Here is a 20,306-nt window from a genome sequence, read left to right as displayed (position 1 = left end):
GATTTCGGTTTTTTATCGAACAGTATCGAGAACATATTATACTTAATTAATGTCTAACAAAGCCACTCAATTAAAAGCCTTTGAGCGTTTATTAATTATTATGGACGAGTTGCGAGAGCAATGTCCATGGGATAAAAAGCAAACTCTAGAATCGTTACGTCATCTCACCATTGAAGAGGTTTACGAGCTTGGTGATGCCATACTCGATAATGACTTAGACGAGGTTAAAAAGGAATTGGGTGATGTATTGCTTCATATTGTTTTCTATGCTAAAATAGGAAGCGAAACCAATGCTTTTGATATTGCAGATGTATGCAATAGTATATGTGATAAATTAGTAGATCGTCATCCGCACATTTATGGAGATGTAAAAGTTGAAAACGAAGAAGACGTAAAACGTAATTGGGAGCAATTAAAACTTAAGGAAGGAAAAAACAGTGTGCTCGAAGGAGTACCAAAAAGTTTACCAGCTATGGTAAAAGCCAACCGCATACAAGATAAAGTTGCAGGTGTTGGTTTCGATTGGGAGCACCCAGAACAAGTCTTTGAAAAAGTTGAGGAGGAGCTAGCAGAGTTAAAGGTTGAAATCGCTAAAGGGAATCAAGATAATATTGAAAGCGAATTTGGCGATGTGTTATTCTCAATGATTAATTATGCACGTTTCTTAAAAATTAGTCCTGAGAACGCTTTAGAACGGACTAATAAAAAATTCGTAAAACGCTTTCAGTATCTCGAAAGTAAAGCGAAAGATTTAAATAAGTCCTTAGAGGATATGACACTTAAAGAAATGGATGTGTTTTGGGAAGAGGCGAAGACGTTATAAATTACTACGAAGTCAGGAACCAATAATAAAGTGAAAGATGCAGAAATAAATTCTGCATTACATCAGAAAATATCTTATTCTATTTTAATTTGAAATCTGTTATTCCGCACTTGATGCAGAATTCCTTTTTATTTAGTAAATCTCCTAGATTCCTGCCTTCGCAGGAATGACAAATGAGTTTTTTTTATTGGGAATAAGAGGCAATATGTTAAAAAATTCAAAAATTTCTATTCTAAACATCCAAAAGTAATTTTCCTACGTAAATAAAGTATATCAAAGCAAATAGCTTTTTTATAATCTTAGTAGGAGATCTTAATTATTATTTTAAGCGGTTGTAATTAAGGTTAATTTAGTTTAGTTAGGGCAAAATCCATCTGTTAAGTTCAGATGGATTTTGATTTTTTATAAAATGTTCAATTACAATAATTAAGAATACTTTCCACGAACCTTAGTAAGCTTAGCTTTCCAAGTATCTAATTGCTTTTTGTGGTTAGCAATATTTTTATGTACATCTTTTACTAACGGATTATCAGAATCTACATTAGAGAAAAACTGAAGATTATTTTCTAATTGAGTAATTTCTCCTTGTACCTCACTAATCTTTTTTCGAATAAAATTCTGTTCGTTATCGAGTAGTCTTGTATCATCAGGATTTGCTAGATTTTCAAGTTTGCTATCAAACTTTATCATTTCGAGCTTAGACTTATCCATTTTCAATTTATCAAACGCATCATCAATGGCTTTATAAAATTTACCGTCTATGTAACGTTTATTTTGTGGTACATAGCCAATGTCTTTCCATTCAGAAATTTTATCCTGTAATGTTTTTATATCTGCTTTTGGATCGTCAGTAAGTTCTAGAGCCTTTAAATCATCGAGTAATTTCACTTTTTTATCAAACGCATCGTACAAATGCTGATCTTTGGCTTTACGCTCTTTATGCATTCTATCAAAATAGTGGTTGCAGGCTGCTTTAAATTGTTTCCATATTTTATCGCTATCGCGTCTTGGTACATGTCCAATTTTTTTCCAATCACTCTGAATTTTCTTCATCAACGGAGTTACCGTTTTAAAATCTTCACTGTCCTTATTGTCTTCAGCAATTTTTATTAATTCCTTTTTCTTCTTAAGATTTTCGTATTGATCTTTCTTTAAATCTTTATAAAAATGATTTTTACTACGATTAAAAGTTCTAACAGCATCTTTAAATTTTGTCCATGTGGCTTCATTAACTTTTATAGGTACTTTACCAGCATTGAAAAAGTCTTCTCTTAGTTTTTCTATTGTTTTTATCTTTTTCTGCCAAGCACTATGAGAATTTGCACTGTCTTCATTTACGGCATTAATCTGAGCAATAATCTCTTCTTTACGTTCAAGGTTTTTTTCATGTGCTTTATCCATATCAGCGTAATAAGCTTGTCGCTTATCGTGTATGGTTTTTGTAGCCTTACTAAAACGTTCCCAAATTTCTTCTCTGTGTTCTTTGCCAACAGGACCGAGTTCTTCTTTCCAAAGTTTATGTAACACTTGTAATTCTCTAAACGAACGGTTAGTGTTCTCATCTTTTGCTAATTCTTCTGCACGTTCTATGATTTTTAGCTTTTGGTCATAGTTGTGCTTAAAGTCCATATCTCTCAAATCATTATTGAGATGCAAAAAGTCGTAAAAACGTTCTACATGATGGTGGTACGTATTCCAGGCATTATTGTATTTGTCTCTTGGAATAGGGCCAGCATTTCGCCATTTTTCTTGAAGCTCTTTAAATGTCTTATAGGTTGTACCCATGTTTTCTTCAACAGTGAGTAGACCTTTAATTTCTTCAATAATAGCTAATCTATTTTCAAGATTTTGCTTTAAGTTTTGTTCTCTGTCTTTATAATAAGCATTAATAGATTGCTTATATTCTTTATATAACGAGTTGAATAATTTCTTTTGATCGTTAGTGTAATAAAAGTCTATTTCGTTTCCACCATCAGCTACAAATTCTTCTTTTTTCTCATCTAGTAGTTCGCTGAATTTTGCATTAAATTCTCCCTTAATTTCATTAACATGCTTAGAAATTGTCTGAATTTTATGGTGTTTCAATAATTTATTGAATTCAGTTACCAACTGATCCATAGTCATGGCGTGGTAATCCTTATCCTCTAATTCGTGGCGCTCTGCGTTAGATTCGTCCTCAGCATCTTCAGCGTTTGACGCTTCTATTTCATCTACATGATCCTCACTTGTATTTTCAGCCTCAGGTTTTTCTTCAGCTTCTACTTGTTCGGTTTCGGAATTAGTTTCTACTGTTTCTTCTGTATGTACTACTTCTTCAGATTGAGTATTAACGTCTTGTTCAACTTCAGTTTCAGTTTTAGCTTCAACTTCTGTTGTAGTTTCTTGTGTTGGAGTAGTTTCTTGAGATTCTACTTCTTTTTTTCCATCTGCTTCTTGCAGGTTATCATTCTCAGACATGTGTAAAATTTAATTATAGGTTAAAGATACTAACAAATGCCGAAATATAAGGGCAAATGCTGCTATCACTTATATTATTGTAAGAATTTTAAGATTTATTCCAGATTTCCCACGACTTTTCTGCTTGTAGTTTTAGCATTTCTGACCCGTTAATAGTTGTAGCTCCTTTTATGTCTCCACAGCTTAAAAACTTTGTTTGCGCCGGATTGTAGATAAGGTCGTATAAAATGTGATGTTCTGATATAGCATCGTAAGGAATATCTGGACATTCATTTACATCTGGGAATGTGCCGATAGGTGTACAATTAATGATAATAGTATAGCTTGAAATAATTTCGTCGGTTAAATCAGAATATAAAAACTTAACACCTTCTTTTTGTGAACGAGACACATAATCAAAATCAATTTTTAGCTTTTTTAATGCATAAGCGATTGCTTTTGATGCTCCACCTGTGCCCAAAATTAAAGCGCGTTTATGGTGTTCTTTTAAATGTGGTTTTAGTGAGTTTTTAAAACCATAATAATCCGTATTGTAGCCAATTAATTTTTGATAACGCGTAATTCTTATGGTATTAACAGCACCAATTTTTTTTGCGCGTTTATTTAAACTATCGAGTATTGGAATAACATCTTCCTTATATGGAATAGTTACATTAAGACCTTTTAAGTTTGGTGTGTTTTTAATAATCTCGTCGAGTTCGTAGATAGATTGTAAATCAAAATTCACATAAGAATGTGGTAAATTTTCACCTTTAAATTTATCTGCAAAATAGCTTCTAGAGAAAGAGTAGGAGATGTTTCTGCCTACGAGTCCGAATTTATATTTTTTGTTGTCTTGTGCGTTGTCCATACCATTCTAATCCTAAAACTATTAAGATTCCTAAGGCAATATAAGCAATTGCAATATAAGTTTGGGTGTTCATTTCGGGGAAATAACGTGTGTAATTTTCAATGATCTGTTTTCCAGTAGAATCTAAAAGTAGAGAACCATCTTCAGCCATTCTATAATCAGTTTTTTTCCAAGGCCAAACCACTCCGAGTGAGCCAATAATAAAACCAACTATGGTTGCCATAGTTATGCTTTTATAATGTTTTAAAATATAATTTAGAATATGGGAAAATGTAACCAAACCTGCTACAGAACCTAGAGTAAATACTCCTAAAACCTTCAACATTCTTAGTCTAACTTCGTTGTGGATAAATTCAAAATTACCACTAAATATATCAGAAATCGTATCATATAATGCATTTACCGAATCCACAAGGAGTAAAACATAATTGCCAAGTAGAATAAGAATAAAAGAACCAGAAAATCCTGGAAGCGTCATACCAGAAACACTTATAATACCACAGAAAAACACAAACATTAAATGGTCATTTTCTGTAGCTGGATCTAAGAAACTTATACTAATACCTACTGTAGCTCCAATAATTAGTGCTGTAATTGTTTTTCTATTCCATTCACCAAAATCCTTGCTGATATAATAAATTGAACCTAAAATCATTCCGAAGAATGTACTCCAAACATAAAGTTCGTAGTTTACTATGAGGTAATCTAAAATTTTTGAAACACTAAAATAACTGACAATCATGCCTAAGAATAATAGCCCTAAAAATTTTCCATTAATATAACGATAGAAGCTTTTAAACCGGCCATTTAAAAGAAGCCTGAGAGCTGTTTTATTGACACGTTGTAAAGAATAAATAAATTCTTCGTAAAAACCAGCTACAAAAGCGACCACACCACCAGAAACACCAGGAACCTTGTTTGCTGCTCCCATAGCCAAACCTTTAATCACTAAAAAAATGCGATCTTTAAGGGTTCTGGTGCTTTGCATTAGACGTTGTTTTTTTGCTTTCCTAAACTTTCTAAAATAAGAATTGTGGCAAAACCTAAGATAATAAAAATTGCTGCCATAATAAGTTGGTTATTTCCATCATAAGAGGTTGGAAGTATACTTCTGTCTAAAAGCGTTACCACTTCTCCATGAGAATCTATTCTAGTCTTTAAGACCTCTTTCCAAGGCCAAATTTTGTTTAAAGAGCCAATCATAAAACCTGTTAGAATTGCTAAGGTTAGATTTTTATGATGTTTAAACATCCAGTTTAATGCTTTAGAAAAAACTTTTAAACCGACGATAGCTCCAATGGCTAGCAAACAAAATTTAAATAGGGCATCTTTAAAAAGATCCATATTTCCTGTAGTTAAACCTTCAACAAGATTGTTAATGGTATCTATTGCTGTTTGGTAGGCACCTAGGATTAATAAAATAAATGCACCAGAAACACCTGGTAAAATCATTGCTATGATAGCAATAAAGCCACAAAACAATAAGTAAAATGGACTATCTGGTGACGCAAACGGTTCAGCAAGTGTTATAAAATAAGATAAGATAGAAGTAGCTATAATAGCTATTATAATTTTAGCTGACCAACCATTTATCTGTTTGGCGATATATAAAATACTCGCTAAAACTAATCCAAAAAAGAAGGACCATAATAAAACAGGCTCATTGTACAATAACCATTTAATTATTTTGGCTAAGGATAGAATACTTATGGCAATACCAGAGAAAAGAGCTAAGAGAAAGTTACCATTAATGGATTTCCATGCGGTTTTAAATCCGCTTTGTTTCCAAACTTTAAAAATACCAAGATTGACCTTGTCAATACTTTCAATCAGTTCTTCGTAAATACCAGAAATAAAGGCAATAGTTCCACCCGAAACACCAGGTACAACATCTGCTGCTCCCATTGCAATACCTTTAAAGGTTATAACTAAGTAATCTATAAATCGTCTGTGCATTCTTCACTAAATAAGAAATGCTAAGGTATGGATTTTTTAAACGAATTTTACTTTAAATTTAAAGCAGATAAGGGATTAGTTAGAAGCTCTTTTAGATTCTGAAATTATAGCCTTAACCATTGGTTTATTATTAAGGTTTGGAAAAAGCTCAGCAATAATAAAACTATAGTCGATATTTAAGTTCACTGCATTTTTAAGGTGAAAACGCCCTTCTTCTATTTGATGCGTAGTAAAGTATAAACCACCTAATCGGTATTCTATTTCCGCATTTTCTGGATAGAATTCTGAAGCTTGAATTAAATTGAAACAAGCAGCATCAAATTCTCCCAGCGATGTTAAAATATCGGCTCTTTCTAACCAAGTTTCTAATTCGTAATTACCCAATTCTAAAGTGCGTTTATAACCGCGTTCTGCTTCCTCAAGGAAATTTAAACGTTTATTTACTTTAGCATAAAGTTTCCAATAGACCACATTGTCACCATCAATCGTTACGGCTTTATTTATATAATACAGCGCTTTTTGGTAGTTGAAACGTTTTATGTAAAACTTTGTAATGGCTATCCATCCTCTATCTAGCAATGGATCTTCGTCTATGGTCTTTTTTAGAAATTGAATCGCTAAATCTTCTTGTCCAAGTTTATCATAACAAAAGCCCATTCGTAGTAGTGCAAATGACGTTGGGTCTTCTAAAGCCAAAGTAATTTTGTAGTTTTCTATAGCTTCTTCATACTTTTCAAGTTTTTCTAATACTTTACCTTTTTCAATATAAGCACCTACAAAAGTATCATCTGATATGATGGCAAAATCGAAAGCTGCATTGGCTTTTCCGTATTCTTTTATAGTAAAATATTGACGGCCAAGTTGATGCCAAGCCACTTCGCAATAAGGATTTTTATCTAAGAATGTATTTAGATATTCTATGGCTTCTTCATTTTTGTTTAGAAAATCATAGCAATAAATAACATTATGCAAGGCAGAATAATCTGTAGTATCGGTTTCTAAGCATTTTTTAAAATAGATGATAGCATTATCGAATTGATCTAGAAAAAGATACTCCATACCAACTAATGCATATAAATCGGCATCATTTTCTGGAGTACTAGACATTTCAATTGCAATAAGTAATGTGTCTATTGCTTTTTTATGTTCATCTTGTTTAGATAATACATTTGCCTTCTGAATAAAAATTTCTTCGTTAGTAGGTTCTAAATCATGAAGCATGTCTAAGATTTCATCGGCCTCATTAAATTTATTTTCAATTACTAATATTTCAACCTGAAATAACCTTAAGTTAATTGATGTTGGGTGTTGTTCTAAACCTAACTTAATTGCACGTTTAGATAGAGCAATTTTGCCGTTCTCGAGATAGTGATGTATGATATTTTCAAATTCACTTGAATCGAAAAACAAAATATCGTTTGTTTTTAACATCGATTCAAATCGGGTAAGTGATAAATTTTCGTCGTCGTGACTGTATTGCATAAGCGGTTTAATAATTCACTAGAATAAAATTACTGTTATCGTTTGCTCTACATCGTCTTTTGATTTAATGTTTTTAACAAATTAATTAACATTGATCTTTCACTTTATGTAAAAGAACATGAAGTGTTGAAAGTCAAATGATTAATTGGAATTTTAATTGTTAGATGGAATCTAAAACTGAAGTTATTATTTGACAACCTTTAATAATTTCATCCTCCGAAATTGTTAAAGGAGGTGTAATTCGGATGGCTTTAGGCTCAAAAAGTAACCAAAAAAGTACCAATCCTTGGTCTTTACATTTTAAAATTACCTCATTTGTTAAGTCTGCATTATCTGTAATTGCAGCTAACATTAACCCTCGACCTCTAATATCTTTTATGTGTTTGTGTTGAAGGTGTTTTCTAATGAGCTGTTCTTTTTCTAGAGCCTCAACCATTAAATTTGTCTCGGTAATTTCTTTTAAAGTTGCTAGAGCAGCAGCAGCAATTACAGGATTTCCGCCAAAAGTGGTGATATGGCCAAGCTTGGGATTATCACTTAAACTAGCCATCATTTCTTTAGAGGCTGAAAAAGCTCCAATAGGTAAACCACCTCCAAGACCTTTGCCAGTAACGACGATATCTGGTTGGCAATTGTAATTTTCAAACCCGAATAGCTTTCCTGTGCGTCCAATGCCTGGTTGGATTTCATCTAAAATAAATACAGCGCCAACGTCATTACAACGTTGTTGTACTTTTTTTAGGTAATTATGCTTTGGTTCAATAAAACCTGCACCTCCTTGTATGGTTTCTAAAATAACGGCTGCCGTTTTTTCTGTAATTTGAGTTAAATCATCTTCAACGTTAAACTCAATATGAGTTATATCTGGAATTAATGGTAAAAAAGGGCGTTTACGTTCTTCGTAATCCATTAGACTTAAGGAGCCCATGGTATTACCATGATAAGCATTTTTTGCAGCAATTATTTGAGATCGTCCTGTAAAACGACGTGCTAATTTTAAACTACCTTCAATGGCCTCTGTACCAGAGTTAACAAGGTAAGTTGTTTCTAATGGCTCTGGTAAATGCTTGGCAATTAACTTAGATAACTCAACTGCTGGCTGTTGGATATATTCTCCATAAACCATAACATGTAGATACTTATCTAATTGACTCTTTACAGCATTTACAACTTCAGGGTGAGAATGACCTAAAGAACATGCAGAAACACCAGCTACAAAATCGAGATAGGCTTTTCCGTTGGTATCGTATATATATGATCCTTCGGCATGGCTAATTTCCATAGCCAATGGATGTGGAGTTGTTTGTGCTTGATATTTAAAAAAATCATCTTGCATATACCAATTATTGATCCTTTGTTTTGGCTTTAACCTTTATAGTTTCTTTTAAGGGTTTCTTTATGGAGTCTGTTTCTTTTATTTTTGGTTTTAATGGTATAGGAGCCGTCTTTTTTGGTAAATTTTGAGCTGCTTTATTTGGCTTGTTTGGCGTTTCCTTACCAGCTTGCTCAATACGCTCACTTACACTTTCGTCAATAAAGTCTTCTGGAGGTACATAATCGGCTAAGCCTTTAATTTTAGGTAATACTAAAGGTGGATCGTCTTTAAATAAATCTTCAACCGATAATGGTCGTTCTTCTCCTCTCCAATCGAAACCTCTAAACAATTTACCACTTTGTGGAAATTCTGATTCTGGATATAATTTACCGTCAATTTGTTGAATAAGCCTTATTTCTTCAATTTCTTGCGCTTCAATTTTAATATTAATGCTTCCAGATTTAGATTTATTTATACCAACTAATTCGTTTTCAGCATTTCTCGAATAGTAAATGACTTCGGCATTTTTAATAATGTCAACATTATAGAGTTCATTATCTCTAAAAAGTCCGATTAAACGTTGTCCTTTTATTTGGTTAAAATTGTCTTTACTTAGTGTGTCCTTGCTCACTAAAAAGGCATTGTTATACACTTTTAGTGAATCTAATTTTTCTGTTTCTACATTAGAAAGTACATGAATAGTATCTCCTGTCATTTGATTTCCTAAATTCCACAACACTGGTTTTCGTTTTGTAGCAAAAGCATCTGTAGAACTAAATCGGCTAAGATTAATCATTTGCATTAATCCTGTTTTGTGATTAACGTGTATAGAATCTGCTTTTCCGGCCAGATCACTTTTGTATAGCCTTGCATTGTAGTATGCGCGAGTAATACGATTGTCGGCTTTGCCAGTTACCATGAGTTTATCTGCATGTAGGTAAACGGAATCTTTTTCTTGCACAGTAATAGCTAAAGCTCGTTTAGTAATATACATGGAATCTTTTTCTCGCCAAACCTCTGCATAATGCCCTTTAACAATACTTTTGTTTAAAGTATCTGTAACGGTAATATTGTTGGTGGCAGAAGCAAAACTTCGGTTTCTGTCAAAATATAAACTATCACCTTCAACGGTTCTGTTATCGTAATCTATTTTTGCGTTTCGTTGAAAATGTCCTGTATTATTATTGGTGTCATAAAAGCCACGCTCGCAATATATAGTACTAGTTTCTCCAGTAATGGTTGATGGCCCAAAAAGGTAGGCAAATCCGTTTTGAGTGAAAAAATCGAGACGTTCTGTATTTAGTGTATAATCAGGGTTTACCAAAACAACATCTTGGGTAAACTGATATTTATTTGCGTTCATGTAATAGCGCCCAATCTGGCTTGTAATAGTGCCAGACGAATCTCTTACTACTTTCCCTTTAGTATCGTAGTAGGCTAATTGTCTGCTTCTATCATAGTGTAATTTGTCTGTAGTTAAAACAGATTGTGGATCTGTTAAAACCACATCTCCTCTCGCAAATGCTAGTTGCGTTTTACCACTATATTCAATATACTTGGTAGTCATATTGATAGTGTCTCCTTGTTTCATCACTACATTACCAAAGGCTTCTAAGTAATCTTGGTCTTCATAATAGATAGCTCTATCACAGAACACATCGGCACCTTTATGAAAAAAATGAACTTGCAAAGATTTATCTCTTGTAAAAACTTTTGCGCCATCTTTAATCTCAGGATCTGTAGCTAATGTACCAGCATATTTAACCGTAATCTTTTGTTTTTGAGCAAAACTGACAGTGGTGATACTAAAACATAAAATAAAAAGAAAATACTTTATACAATTCAAAGCAAGCTGTTTTTTACAAAATAACATTTATAGGTTTGCTTTAGTATGAGTTAACAGTTTTTTTAACAGAAAAACGCAATTAACTATACAGTCTTTCTTACAATCGTCTGCTTACGATCTGGACCTACAGACACTATTGTAATCGGAATGTTAAGTTCTTTTTCTAAAAACTCAACATAAGCATTTAAGTTTTCTGGTAATTGTGATGCTTCAGTCATACCAGTTAAATCTGCTGCCCAACCTTTTACTTCAGTATAAATAGGAGTGACATTTTCTTCTTCAATATTGTATGGTAAATGTGTAATTTCTTCACCCTTATATTTGTAAGCAGTACAAACTTTTAAGGTTTTAAATCCTGAAAGTACATCACCTTTCATCATAATTAATTGCGTAACACCATTAACTTGGCAAGCATAGCGTAAAGCCACTAAATCTAACCAGCCACAACGTCTAGGACGACCTGTAGTTGCACCAAATTCGTTACCAACTTTAGCCATAGTTTCTCCGTCTTTGTCGAACAATTCTGTTGGAAAAGGACCAGAACCAACACGCGTTGTATAGGCTTTAAAAATTCCGAAAACTTCACCTATTTGGTTTGGTGCTACACCTAAACCTGTACAGGCTCCAGCAGCAGTGGTGTTAGAAGATGTTACAAATGGATAGGTTCCAAAGTCAATATCTAATAATGAGCCTTGAGCTCCTTCTGCTAAAATTGATTTTCCTGAAGCTTGTGCTTGGTGAATAAATTCTTCAGAATCAATGAATTTTAAGCTTTTTAAAGTTTCTATTGCATCGAAGAAATCTGCTTCTAATTCATCTAAATCGTATTGAATATCTACATTGTAGAATGCTATCATCGCTTCGTGCTTATCTGCTAAAGCTCTGTATTTGTCTTTCCAGTCGGCCAATTCAATATCACCAACTCTAATACCATTTCTACCGGTTTTATCCATGTATGTTGGACCAATACCTTTTAAAGTAGAACCAATTTTTGCTTTTCCTTTAGAAGCTTCACTTGCAGCATCTAATAAGCGATGCGTTGGTAAAATAATGTGCGCTTTTCGCGAAATGCAAAGTGATTTTTTGTAATCTACATTTTGCTCGTCTAATTTGTCTAATTCTTTTTTGAAAATCACAGGATCTATAACTACGCCATTACCTACAAGGTTTACCGTATCGTCGTGAAAAATCCCAGAAGGAATGGTGTGTAAAACATGCTTTCTACCATTAAATACTAAAGTGTGTCCTGCATTTGGGCCACCTTGAAAGCGTGCAATAATATCGTATTTAGAGGTGAATACATCGACAATTTTTCCTTTGCCCTCATCTCCCCATTGTAATCCAAGTAGTAAATCTACTGCCATTTTTAAAAATTAGTTAGTCGTCTTTTTTACGGTTACCGTAAAAATATAGTGAATGATTAGTTATCTGAATATCAAAAACCTCTTCTATGGTTTTTTTAATAGATTGAATGCGTGGATCACAAAATTCTATAACCTCTCCAGTATCGGTAAGTATAACGTGATCGTGATTTTTATCGAAATAAGATTTTTCGTAATGTGCCTGACTTTGCCCAAACTGATGCTTTCTTACCAAGGCGCATTCTAGCAATAATTCAATGGTATTGTATAGTGTTGCTCTACTCACACGATAGTTCTTGTTTTTCATTTTAATATAAAGTGACTCTATATCAAAATGTTCTTCACTATCATAGATTTCTTGAAGTATAGCGTAACGCTCAGGCGTTTTTCTATGACCTTTGTCTTCAAGGAATTGTGTAAAAACACGTTTTACAATTTCCTGATTGCTTTCTTCTTTAGTTGCATTCATAATTAAGGAGCAAATTTACATAAATTTATAGGATATGAATTGTATAATTTAGCATTAAAAGAGAAAGAAATGAACAAGTTTTCAAGAATGGTTAAAAACTAAAAAATTACACTCTTGTCACCTTATCAATACCATTAATCTTTTTGAGCTTGTCAATAAGGTTTTTTAACATGGTTTGGTTATTAACTTCAACCGTAATCTTTCCATTAAAAATACCATCGTCACTAGAAAAACTGATGCTTTTCATGTTAACATGTAAATTATCCGAAATTAAACTCGTAATATCGTTTACTAAGCCAAGATTATCAATTCCAGATAGCGTAATTTGTGAGGTGTAAACTCGCTGAGAAGAGTCTATCCACTTGGCTTGCATTATTCTGTATGCGTAATTAGATTGCAAGCTTACAGCGTTTGGACAATTCTTTTTATGAACTTTTATACCATCATTTATAGTTACAAAACCAAAAACTTTATCACCAGGAATTGGATTGCAACAATTAGCTAATGTATAATTAAGTCGTTCTTCTTCCTTACCAAAAACCAGCATATCGTATTTAGAAGTAATTTCATCTTTATCGATGTCTTTCGGAACTTCTGGTTTACGAATTCTGTTTTTAATATAGCTCATAAAAGCATTGCTTCGAGATGAAGCGAAGGCTTTTAATTTTGTGTTATCTATAGTTCCAATACCAACGCGGTAAAATAAATCTAAAGACGTTTTTAATTTAAAATAATTAACAAGCTCATTAATTGATTTTTCATTCAATGTAATTTTAAGCTGCTTTAGTTTTCGTCTTAAAATTTCTTTGCCTTCTTCAGCAATTAGTTTGGTATCTGCATTTAATGCTGATTTTATTTTGCTTCGGGCTCTCGCAGTAGTCGCATAATCGAGCCAGTTAGAGTTGGGTTTAGCATTTTCTGAGGTTAAAATCTCTACACGATCACCACTTTGCAACTCATGGCTAAGAGGCATTAATTTACCATTAACTTTAGCACCTCTAGTTTTCATACCAACTTCGGTATGGATACTAAACGCAAAGTCGAGTGGAGTAGCTCCTTTTGGTAAGGATTTTAAATCCCCTTTTGGTGAAAACACAAAGATTTCTTTAGAATAAAGATTGAGCTTAAACTGCTCCACAAAGTCAACTGCATCTGCCTCGTTATTTTCTAAAGCTTCTTGTAATCGGTTAATCCAAATGTCTAAATTATCCTCTTTGTCTTCTTTGTTTTTGTATTTATAATGAGCAGCATAGCCTTTTTCGGCAATCTCGTTCATACGTTCACTTCGAATCTGAACTTCTACCCAACGACTTTTAGGACCAACAACCGTAATATGTAGCGCCTCGTAACCTGTAGATTTTGGTGACGAAATCCAATCGCGAAGTCGAATCGGGTTTGGAGTAAAATGGTCCGTTACTACAGAATATATTTTCCAAGCTAGAAATTTTTCATTTTCTAAATCAGATTTATATATAATTCTAACCGCAAACTTATCATAAACTTCATCAAAGGAAACCCCTTGTTTTACCATTTTCCGTCTAATACTAAAAATGGATTTTGGTCGTCCTTTTATTTCGTAGTTAAGGCCTTCTTTATTTAATGATTTTTCAATGACTTTAGAAAACGATTGTATATAAGTGTCCTGCTCCTCTTTACTCTCTTGCATTTTTTCAGCAATATCATTGTATACTTCTGGTTCAGTGTATTTTAATCCTAAATCTTCGAGTTCTGTTTTAATGTTGTAAAGCCCAATTCTATGAGCTAAAGGAGCGTAAATGTATAATGTTTCGGATGCAATTTTAACTTGTTTGTCATGCCGCATAGAATCCATAGTTTGCATATTGTGCAAACGATCTGCGATTTTTATAATAATAACGCGCACATCATCATTGAGCGTTAATAACATTTTACGGAAATTCTCTGCCTGAAGCGACACATCCATATCTTTTTTTAGCGAAGAAATTTTGGTGAGACCATCTACAATTCTGGCAACGGTTTCACCAAAAAGACGTTCCATATCTGCAATGGTGTAATCTGGATTGTCCTCTACTACATCGTGTAGCAAAGCTGCAGCTATAGATGTGGCATCAAGTCCAATCTCTTGTGCTACAATTTTAGCTACTGCAATAGGATGAAAAATATAAGCCTCACCAGACTTGCGTCGTTGGTCTTTATGCGCATCAACAGCTACATCAAAAGCATGACGAATTAATTTTTTATCGTCTTCCGTCAACGTCTGATAGCTTACCTTTAGTAATTCTTTGTAAGCTTTAGCAATGGCTTTATTTTCTTTTTCTATGGCTTCTTCAGTCATAGAACTAAAGTAGTGAATTGGTTTTTAATGGGCAATGGTTTTTTTTAGGGAAATTTTAGGTGGTTTCGTTAACGGCTTCGGCTATGATTAGTGCGGGAATAGATAAACCATTAATTTCCGATTAAGAAATTAGCCTAAACTTTTTATTTTATTTTTTAAAGCTAAATCAAAAGATTTGGCGGACATTATAAAAATACACTAAACTTTGAATTAAAAACCAAAACTCGTATTAATTATAGCTATTGTTATGGGCTGGTTTTATTTTGTCCAACCAACAGTTTTTTTCCATTCCTCAATTTCCTGTTTTCTTTTTTCAAAGTCTTTCGGTGGCGATTGTTTATTGTTTTTAGCTTGTTTTCTTATAATTTTAGTTTGTTCTTCAATTGAATTAAGTCCAATAGATTTTCGCCTTTGATTCACTTTTTTCAAGTCATCAAAAATATTAGGGCTCAATTCTCCTTTTTCATCCCAATCAAATTGAGTTCCATAAAGTTGTGGTTTGCTCTCAAAAACTGCGATTCGGTCAGTCAAGTACGCTAAATTTTTTGAATTGGCTTTATTTTGATGAACAGCAATTTCTAATAATTTCACACATTTTTTCATAAAATTAGGTTGTCCGATAGAATGTTGTATTAATAACCAAGTTGCTTCATTTGCTTCTTTGCCAACTTTATCAAGCGTTGGATAACCTATTTTGTTTATTATTTCATTCAGAGTTTTGGCATTTTTGTTGTGAATTTCAGCCATTTCTTTATTGTAGCCTTCACCAAGTTTTCCACTTTCAATTAGCTTTTCACGAAATTCCAAATCAGCATTTTTCAGTTCGATTATTTTTTCTGCAATTTCGTTGTAATTCATTCTGCTAATTGTGTTGTCTTCAACTTGCCCATAACAAGGGTTAACGAAGTTAGTTGAAAATTTTTACAAAGTTAATCGATTATTTTCTCAAATTCCTTACACGTTCTAAAAGCGTTGGATGCGAATAATGCATAAATACATAAGCTTTATGTGGTGTTAAATTACTGAGACTATTTTTAGAGAGCTTTTTTAATGATGTAATTAAAGGCTCTGCTTTATAGGTGCTTTTGGCGTAATCATCTGCTTGGTATTCAAAGACGCGAGAGACGTAATTCATTATTAACCCTGTTATTTCGGAGATAGGTGAGTAGAGTAACCCAAAGGCAATTAACCCAACATGAAAACTTGGAGTTGCTACACCAATAGCATTAGATAACAATGGGTTAGATATAAATATGGATAAAATATACAAGGTCAATCCAGTGAGTAGGATAGAGGTCACTAGGTTAAAAATGATGTGCTTACGTTTGTAATGCCCAACTTCGTGAGCTAAAACGGCAACAATTTCGTCGTCCTCTAAATCGTTAACTAAAGTATCGTATAATGTTACACGCTTTTCAGAACCAAAACCAGAGAAATACGCATTGGCTTTTGTACTGCGTTTTGAGCCATCGATGATAAAGATTTTATTGAGACTAAAACCAACAGATTTAGCATACTCAGAAATTTTATTGCGCAAGTCACCTTCTTCTAAAGGTGTTTGCTTATTGAATAAGGGTACAATTAATCGGGAGTAAAACATATTCATAAATACAGTGAAAACGGTTACAATTCCCCAAGCATATAACCAAAATTGATTTCCTGTTAATTGGTAAAACCAAATAATAAGCGCAATGATGCCACCACCAATAATTGCTGTCATCAGCAAACCTTTTAGTTTATCTAATATGAATAGTTTTTTTGTGGTTTTATTAAAGCCAAATTTCTCTTCAATTACAAAGGTTTTGTAGTATGCGAATGGAGTCGTTATTATATCACTGGCTATCATTATAATGCCAAAAAATATGAGAGCAATGATAATAGGCTTATCAGAATAACTTCTAGCAATAGTATCTACATATTCAAATCCATCTAAAAAAAGAAACGCTAAAGTTAGTACTATTGAAAATAGTGAAGCCCATATCCCAAATCGGTAATTAGTTGCTTTATAGGTTTGCGACTTTTGGTATTCGTCTTTGTCGTAAACATCATTTAATTCTTCAGGAATTGGGTCGTTGTAATGTTTAGCGTTTATGGCATCGAGGATTTTATCTTTGATGAAATTTACTACTATAATTCCGATAATAATATAGAATAGGGTTTGTGCTGTCATGTAATCGTTTATTATTATGTATAATTCTAGTCACTTCGAGTGAAATTCCTTTTTTAGGAATTTTGTACTTCGACAGAGCTCAGTAGAGCTATCGAGAAGTCTATTCCTTTAAATAGTTCTCGATACAATTTTCTCATACTTCGAAAATCACTCGAACTGACGTTTTTGGTTATTTAAAATTTCGTTGTCGTTTTGCTTCAAAAATAAGAATTCCTGCTGCAACAGATACGTTCATAGAATCTATAACTCCTTGCATTGGTATGCTAATATTTTGAGTAGCGGCATCTCTCCATGCCTGTGTTAAACCTGTCGCTTCGGTACCCACCACAATAGCTGTTGGTAACGTGAAATCTTGGGTATGATAGACTTCTGATTCTTGAAGAATTGCCGAAAAAATATTGAAATTGTATTTCTGTAGAAAAGCTATTGCATCTTCAGAACTTGCCATTCCTATTTCTGTTGTAAACACACAACCAACACTAGACCGAATAATATTTGGGTTGTATAAATCTGATTTTGGATTCGCAATAATCACAGCATCAACATTTGCGGCATCAGCAGTACGTAATAAAGCACCAATATTTCCCGGTTTTTCAGGTGCTTCAGCCACAAGAATTAAAGGGTTTTTAGCTTTTAATTTTAAATCTTCAAGTTGATGATTTTTAGATTTCACTACAGCAATAACGCCTTCTGTTGTATCTCTATGCGCTAATTTTTGAAATACTTCTTTCGAGATTTCAATAATCTCAATACCATAACTGCTCATGGCTTTAGCTTCGCTTTCAGAAAATAAATCTGGAAAGAATAATAAGGTGTCGATTTTGTAACCACCTTTAATCGCTAATGATAATTCGCGTTTACCTTCAATTAAGAATAAACCCGTTTTTTTGCGATCTCGAGATTTTTCTTTAAGCTGAGAAAGCTGCTTAATTAATGGGTTTTGTGGACTTGTGATTAACTTATTCATAGATTAAGCAAAAGTAGTGTAATTTTACAGTACTTAAAACGTCAAAAGCATCAACTAAAAACCACATCATGAAAAAAACAGTATTTATTTTTCTTTTAGCCATCGTTTTTACAGCCTGTAAAAATGAAACAAAAACAGAATCGACCGTTATTGAGACTGTAGAAAAAGAAGACATTACAACAAGTATTTATCCAGAAAGTATTTCTAAAGTTTTCGATGCGCATGGAGGTATTGATAATTGGAACAAAATGCAGACACTTTCTTTTACCATGGAAAAGCCAAATGGAAAGGAAATAACAACGACTAATTTAAAGAGTAGAGCAGAGTTAATCGATATGCCAACGCATATGCAAGGTTATGACGGAACTTCTATTTGGATTAAAGAAAAAGGTGAGAATAAAAATGATGGTAGTAGAGCTAAGTTCTATAAAGGTTTAATGATGTATTTTTATACAATGCCTTTTATAGTTGGTGATGATGGTATTATCTATGAGGAAGCAGAACCGTTAACTTTTGAAGACAAAACGTATCCAGGTATTTTAATTTCTTACGAAGCAGGTATTGGAGAATCTCCAGACGATCAGTATATTATTTATTACGATGCTGAAACAGGCCAAATGCAATGGTTAGCCTATACGGTAACTTTTGGCAAAGATGGAAAGAGCAAAGATTTTCATTTTATTAGATATAACAATTGGCAAACCGTTAATGGATTAGTCGTACCAAAAAGTGTAGATTGGTATAAATATGAAAACAATGTACCAACTGAAAAACGAAATACCGTTGAGTTTACAGATGTAGTACTTTCTGAAAATGCACCAGATGCAAAGTTGTTTACAATGCCTGAAGGAGCAAAAGCGATAGAATAATACTCATATTTTTGTCAATCTGAATTTATTTCAGATTCTCGTACAATATTTAGATTCTGAATCAAGTTCAGAATGACACAAAAGAAAAAAGCGAACTTCTCAGTTCGCTTTTTGTTTTAATCTTGATTGCTATATTTCTCAGAATACCGTTTCCAAAGTTCGGTTTGGTGGGTTTCTAGACTTAAACCTCTTCCATCAATAAAGGCTTTTGATACCTTATTAGTTCGCATGTCTAATGCATCTCCTTCACTAATAAAAAGTGTAGCACTTTTACCAACTTCTAGTGTACCATACATATCATCAATACCCAGAATCTTTGCAGGATTCTGAGTGATTAATTGTAATGCTTGTTCTTTAGTTAGCCCATGAGCTACCGTTGTACCAGCATAAAATGGTAGGTTACGAGAATTCATACGTTCCATTTGTCCGCTTGGCTCTAAAGCCACTAAGACACCACCATCAACTAATTTTTTAGCTTGTTTAAATGAATAGTCGTAATCATCATCTTCTAATTGAGGTCGCGAGTGAACACGTTGTAACATGACAGAGACATTATTTTGTTTCAAGAAATTTGTAATATTTCCGGCTTGGTAACCTCCAACAATAGTAATCTTAGAAATTCCTTGTGACTTCGCAAAGTTTACAGCATCAGTGATACTCTTTTCATCATCTGCATTAATGTATAGATGTTTAGAACCATCAAACAAACCAGCTAATGCTTCAAAAGGTAAGTGGTTTTCTTCTTTATTACCTTTATTATAACTTTTAGACTCGTTAAAATAATCTCCTAATTCTTTTACTTGCTTTGCATAATTCTTATTAGGTTTTAAACCAGGATCTTCTCCAAGCCACCAACGTCCTCTACTAAAACTACTTGGCCAATTAACATGAATACCATTATCCATTTTAATTGCAGCATCTTCCCAGTTCCAAGCATCATATTGTACAACTGAAGATGTTCCAGAAATACGCCCACCTCTTGGTACTACTTGCCCTAGTAGCACACCATTTGGTCGCATAGATTCTACAACTTTAGATTCAGTGTTGTAAGCAATAATACTTCTAATATGTGGATTATAAGTGCCCATTTCAGATAAGTCATCAGATGCTTTTACGGCATCTACTTCCACCAAACCTAATGTGCCGTTAGAAACAATAAATCCAGGATACACATGTTTGCCTTTAGCATCTATAATATCCATAGCTTGTCTGGTAAGTGGTGTAGAAGCTTCTGGTCCTATTGTGGTAATTTTTCCATTACTTACAACAATTACACTATTTTCTATAACAGTTCCATTTCCAATATGTGCAGTTGCACCTACAATAGCAAAATCTTTAGTTTGCTTTGATGCTGGTGTTTGTTGCGCAAAACTTAACGAGGTACACAACAAAAACAATACGATATTTATTTTATTTAAAAGTTTCAT

At 33.3% G+C, this 20,306-nt stretch carries 16 protein-coding genes; 2 read left to right on the top strand and 14 right to left on the bottom strand.

Translation table 11 applies throughout. The features are described 5' to 3' along the window. The first annotated feature begins 49 nt into the window (after positions 1–49). Positions 50–823 (top strand): nucleoside triphosphate pyrophosphohydrolase, encoded by a 774-nt coding sequence (gene mazG / locus H8K90_RS12655; protein ID WP_186846354.1) that lies wholly within the window; start codon positions 50–52, stop codon positions 821–823. 426 nt (positions 824–1,249) lie between these two features. Here the strand turns inward: mazG and H8K90_RS12650 are convergent, their stop codons facing one another. From H8K90_RS12650 to H8K90_RS12590, 13 genes are all read right to left on the bottom strand, one after another. Beyond that, positions 1,250–3,280: a DUF349 domain-containing protein gene (locus tag H8K90_RS12650; RefSeq protein WP_186846353.1), complete on the bottom strand. Its 2,031-nt coding sequence runs from the start codon at positions 3,278–3,280 to the stop codon at positions 1,250–1,252. Between the two features lie 88 nt (positions 3,281–3,368). Further along, on the bottom strand, positions 3,369–4,130 hold the full coding sequence (locus H8K90_RS12645; protein ID WP_186846352.1) for a shikimate dehydrogenase family protein: 762 nt from the start codon (positions 4,128–4,130) through the stop codon (positions 3,369–3,371). After that, positions 4,099–5,118, bottom strand: coding sequence for a DUF368 domain-containing protein (locus tag H8K90_RS12640; RefSeq protein ID WP_186846351.1), 1,020 nt, complete (start codon positions 5,116–5,118; stop codon positions 4,099–4,101). Before H8K90_RS12640 ends, H8K90_RS12645 begins: the two co-directional genes overlap by 32 nt. Next, on the bottom strand, positions 5,118–6,086 hold the full coding sequence (locus tag H8K90_RS12635; RefSeq protein WP_186846350.1) for a DUF368 domain-containing protein: 969 nt from the start codon (positions 6,084–6,086) through the stop codon (positions 5,118–5,120). The genes H8K90_RS12640 and H8K90_RS12635 overlap by 1 nt, the downstream gene beginning before the upstream one ends. A gap of 75 nt (positions 6,087–6,161) precedes the next feature. After that, positions 6,162–7,568, bottom strand: coding sequence for a tetratricopeptide repeat protein (locus H8K90_RS12630; protein ID WP_186846349.1), 1,407 nt, complete (start codon positions 7,566–7,568; stop codon positions 6,162–6,164). A 160-nt stretch (positions 7,569–7,728) separates the two neighbouring features. Beyond that, a complete protein-coding gene (locus H8K90_RS12625; RefSeq protein ID WP_186846348.1) occupies positions 7,729–8,904 on the bottom strand; it encodes an aspartate aminotransferase family protein in 1,176 nt (391 codons plus the stop codon). Positions 8,905–8,911: 7 nt separating this feature from the next. Beyond that, on the bottom strand, positions 8,912–10,729 hold the full coding sequence (locus H8K90_RS12620) for an OstA-like protein (RefSeq protein WP_315970276.1): 1,818 nt from the start codon (positions 10,727–10,729) through the stop codon (positions 8,912–8,914). Between the two features lie 83 nt (positions 10,730–10,812). Then, positions 10,813–12,093, bottom strand: a complete 1,281-nt coding sequence (locus H8K90_RS12615) for an adenylosuccinate synthase (protein WP_186846346.1) — start codon at positions 12,091–12,093, stop codon at positions 10,813–10,815. Positions 12,094–12,106: 13 nt separating this feature from the next. Then, a complete protein-coding gene (locus H8K90_RS12610) occupies positions 12,107–12,559 on the bottom strand; it encodes a Fur family transcriptional regulator (RefSeq protein ID WP_186846345.1) in 453 nt (150 codons plus the stop codon). 106 nt (positions 12,560–12,665) lie between these two features. Beyond that, complete coding sequence (locus H8K90_RS12605) at positions 12,666–14,873, bottom strand: RelA/SpoT family protein (RefSeq protein ID WP_186846344.1); 2,208 nt, start codon at positions 14,871–14,873, stop codon at positions 12,666–12,668. A 258-nt stretch (positions 14,874–15,131) separates the two neighbouring features. Then, the gene (locus H8K90_RS12600; RefSeq protein WP_186846343.1) at positions 15,132–15,731 is read right to left on the bottom strand and encodes a DUF6624 domain-containing protein; all 600 of its coding nucleotides are present in this window, start codon (positions 15,729–15,731) and stop codon (positions 15,132–15,134) included. A 79-nt stretch (positions 15,732–15,810) separates the two neighbouring features. Then, positions 15,811–17,043 (bottom strand): M48 family metallopeptidase, encoded by a 1,233-nt coding sequence (locus H8K90_RS12595; RefSeq protein ID WP_186846342.1) that lies wholly within the window; start codon positions 17,041–17,043, stop codon positions 15,811–15,813. 169 nt (positions 17,044–17,212) lie between these two features. After that, positions 17,213–18,010, bottom strand: coding sequence for a TrmH family RNA methyltransferase (locus tag H8K90_RS12590; protein WP_186846341.1), 798 nt, complete (start codon positions 18,008–18,010; stop codon positions 17,213–17,215). A gap of 68 nt (positions 18,011–18,078) precedes the next feature. On the opposite strand from H8K90_RS12590, the gene H8K90_RS12585 reads away from it, so the two are divergent. Then, positions 18,079–18,879, top strand: a complete 801-nt coding sequence (locus H8K90_RS12585; protein ID WP_186846340.1) for a DUF6503 family protein — start codon at positions 18,079–18,081, stop codon at positions 18,877–18,879. 116 nt (positions 18,880–18,995) lie between these two features. On the opposite strand, the gene H8K90_RS12580 is transcribed toward H8K90_RS12585, so the two are convergent. Further along, positions 18,996–20,306, bottom strand: coding sequence for an amidohydrolase family protein (locus H8K90_RS12580; protein ID WP_186846339.1), 1,311 nt, complete (start codon positions 20,304–20,306; stop codon positions 18,996–18,998).

It is taken from the genome of Winogradskyella echinorum (assembly GCF_014297365.1).
GTDB lineage: Bacteria > Bacteroidota > Bacteroidia > Flavobacteriales > Flavobacteriaceae > Winogradskyella > Winogradskyella echinorum.
The sequence above is the reverse complement of the archived record's forward strand: the minus strand, read 5'-3'. Positions and strand labels throughout refer to the sequence as shown.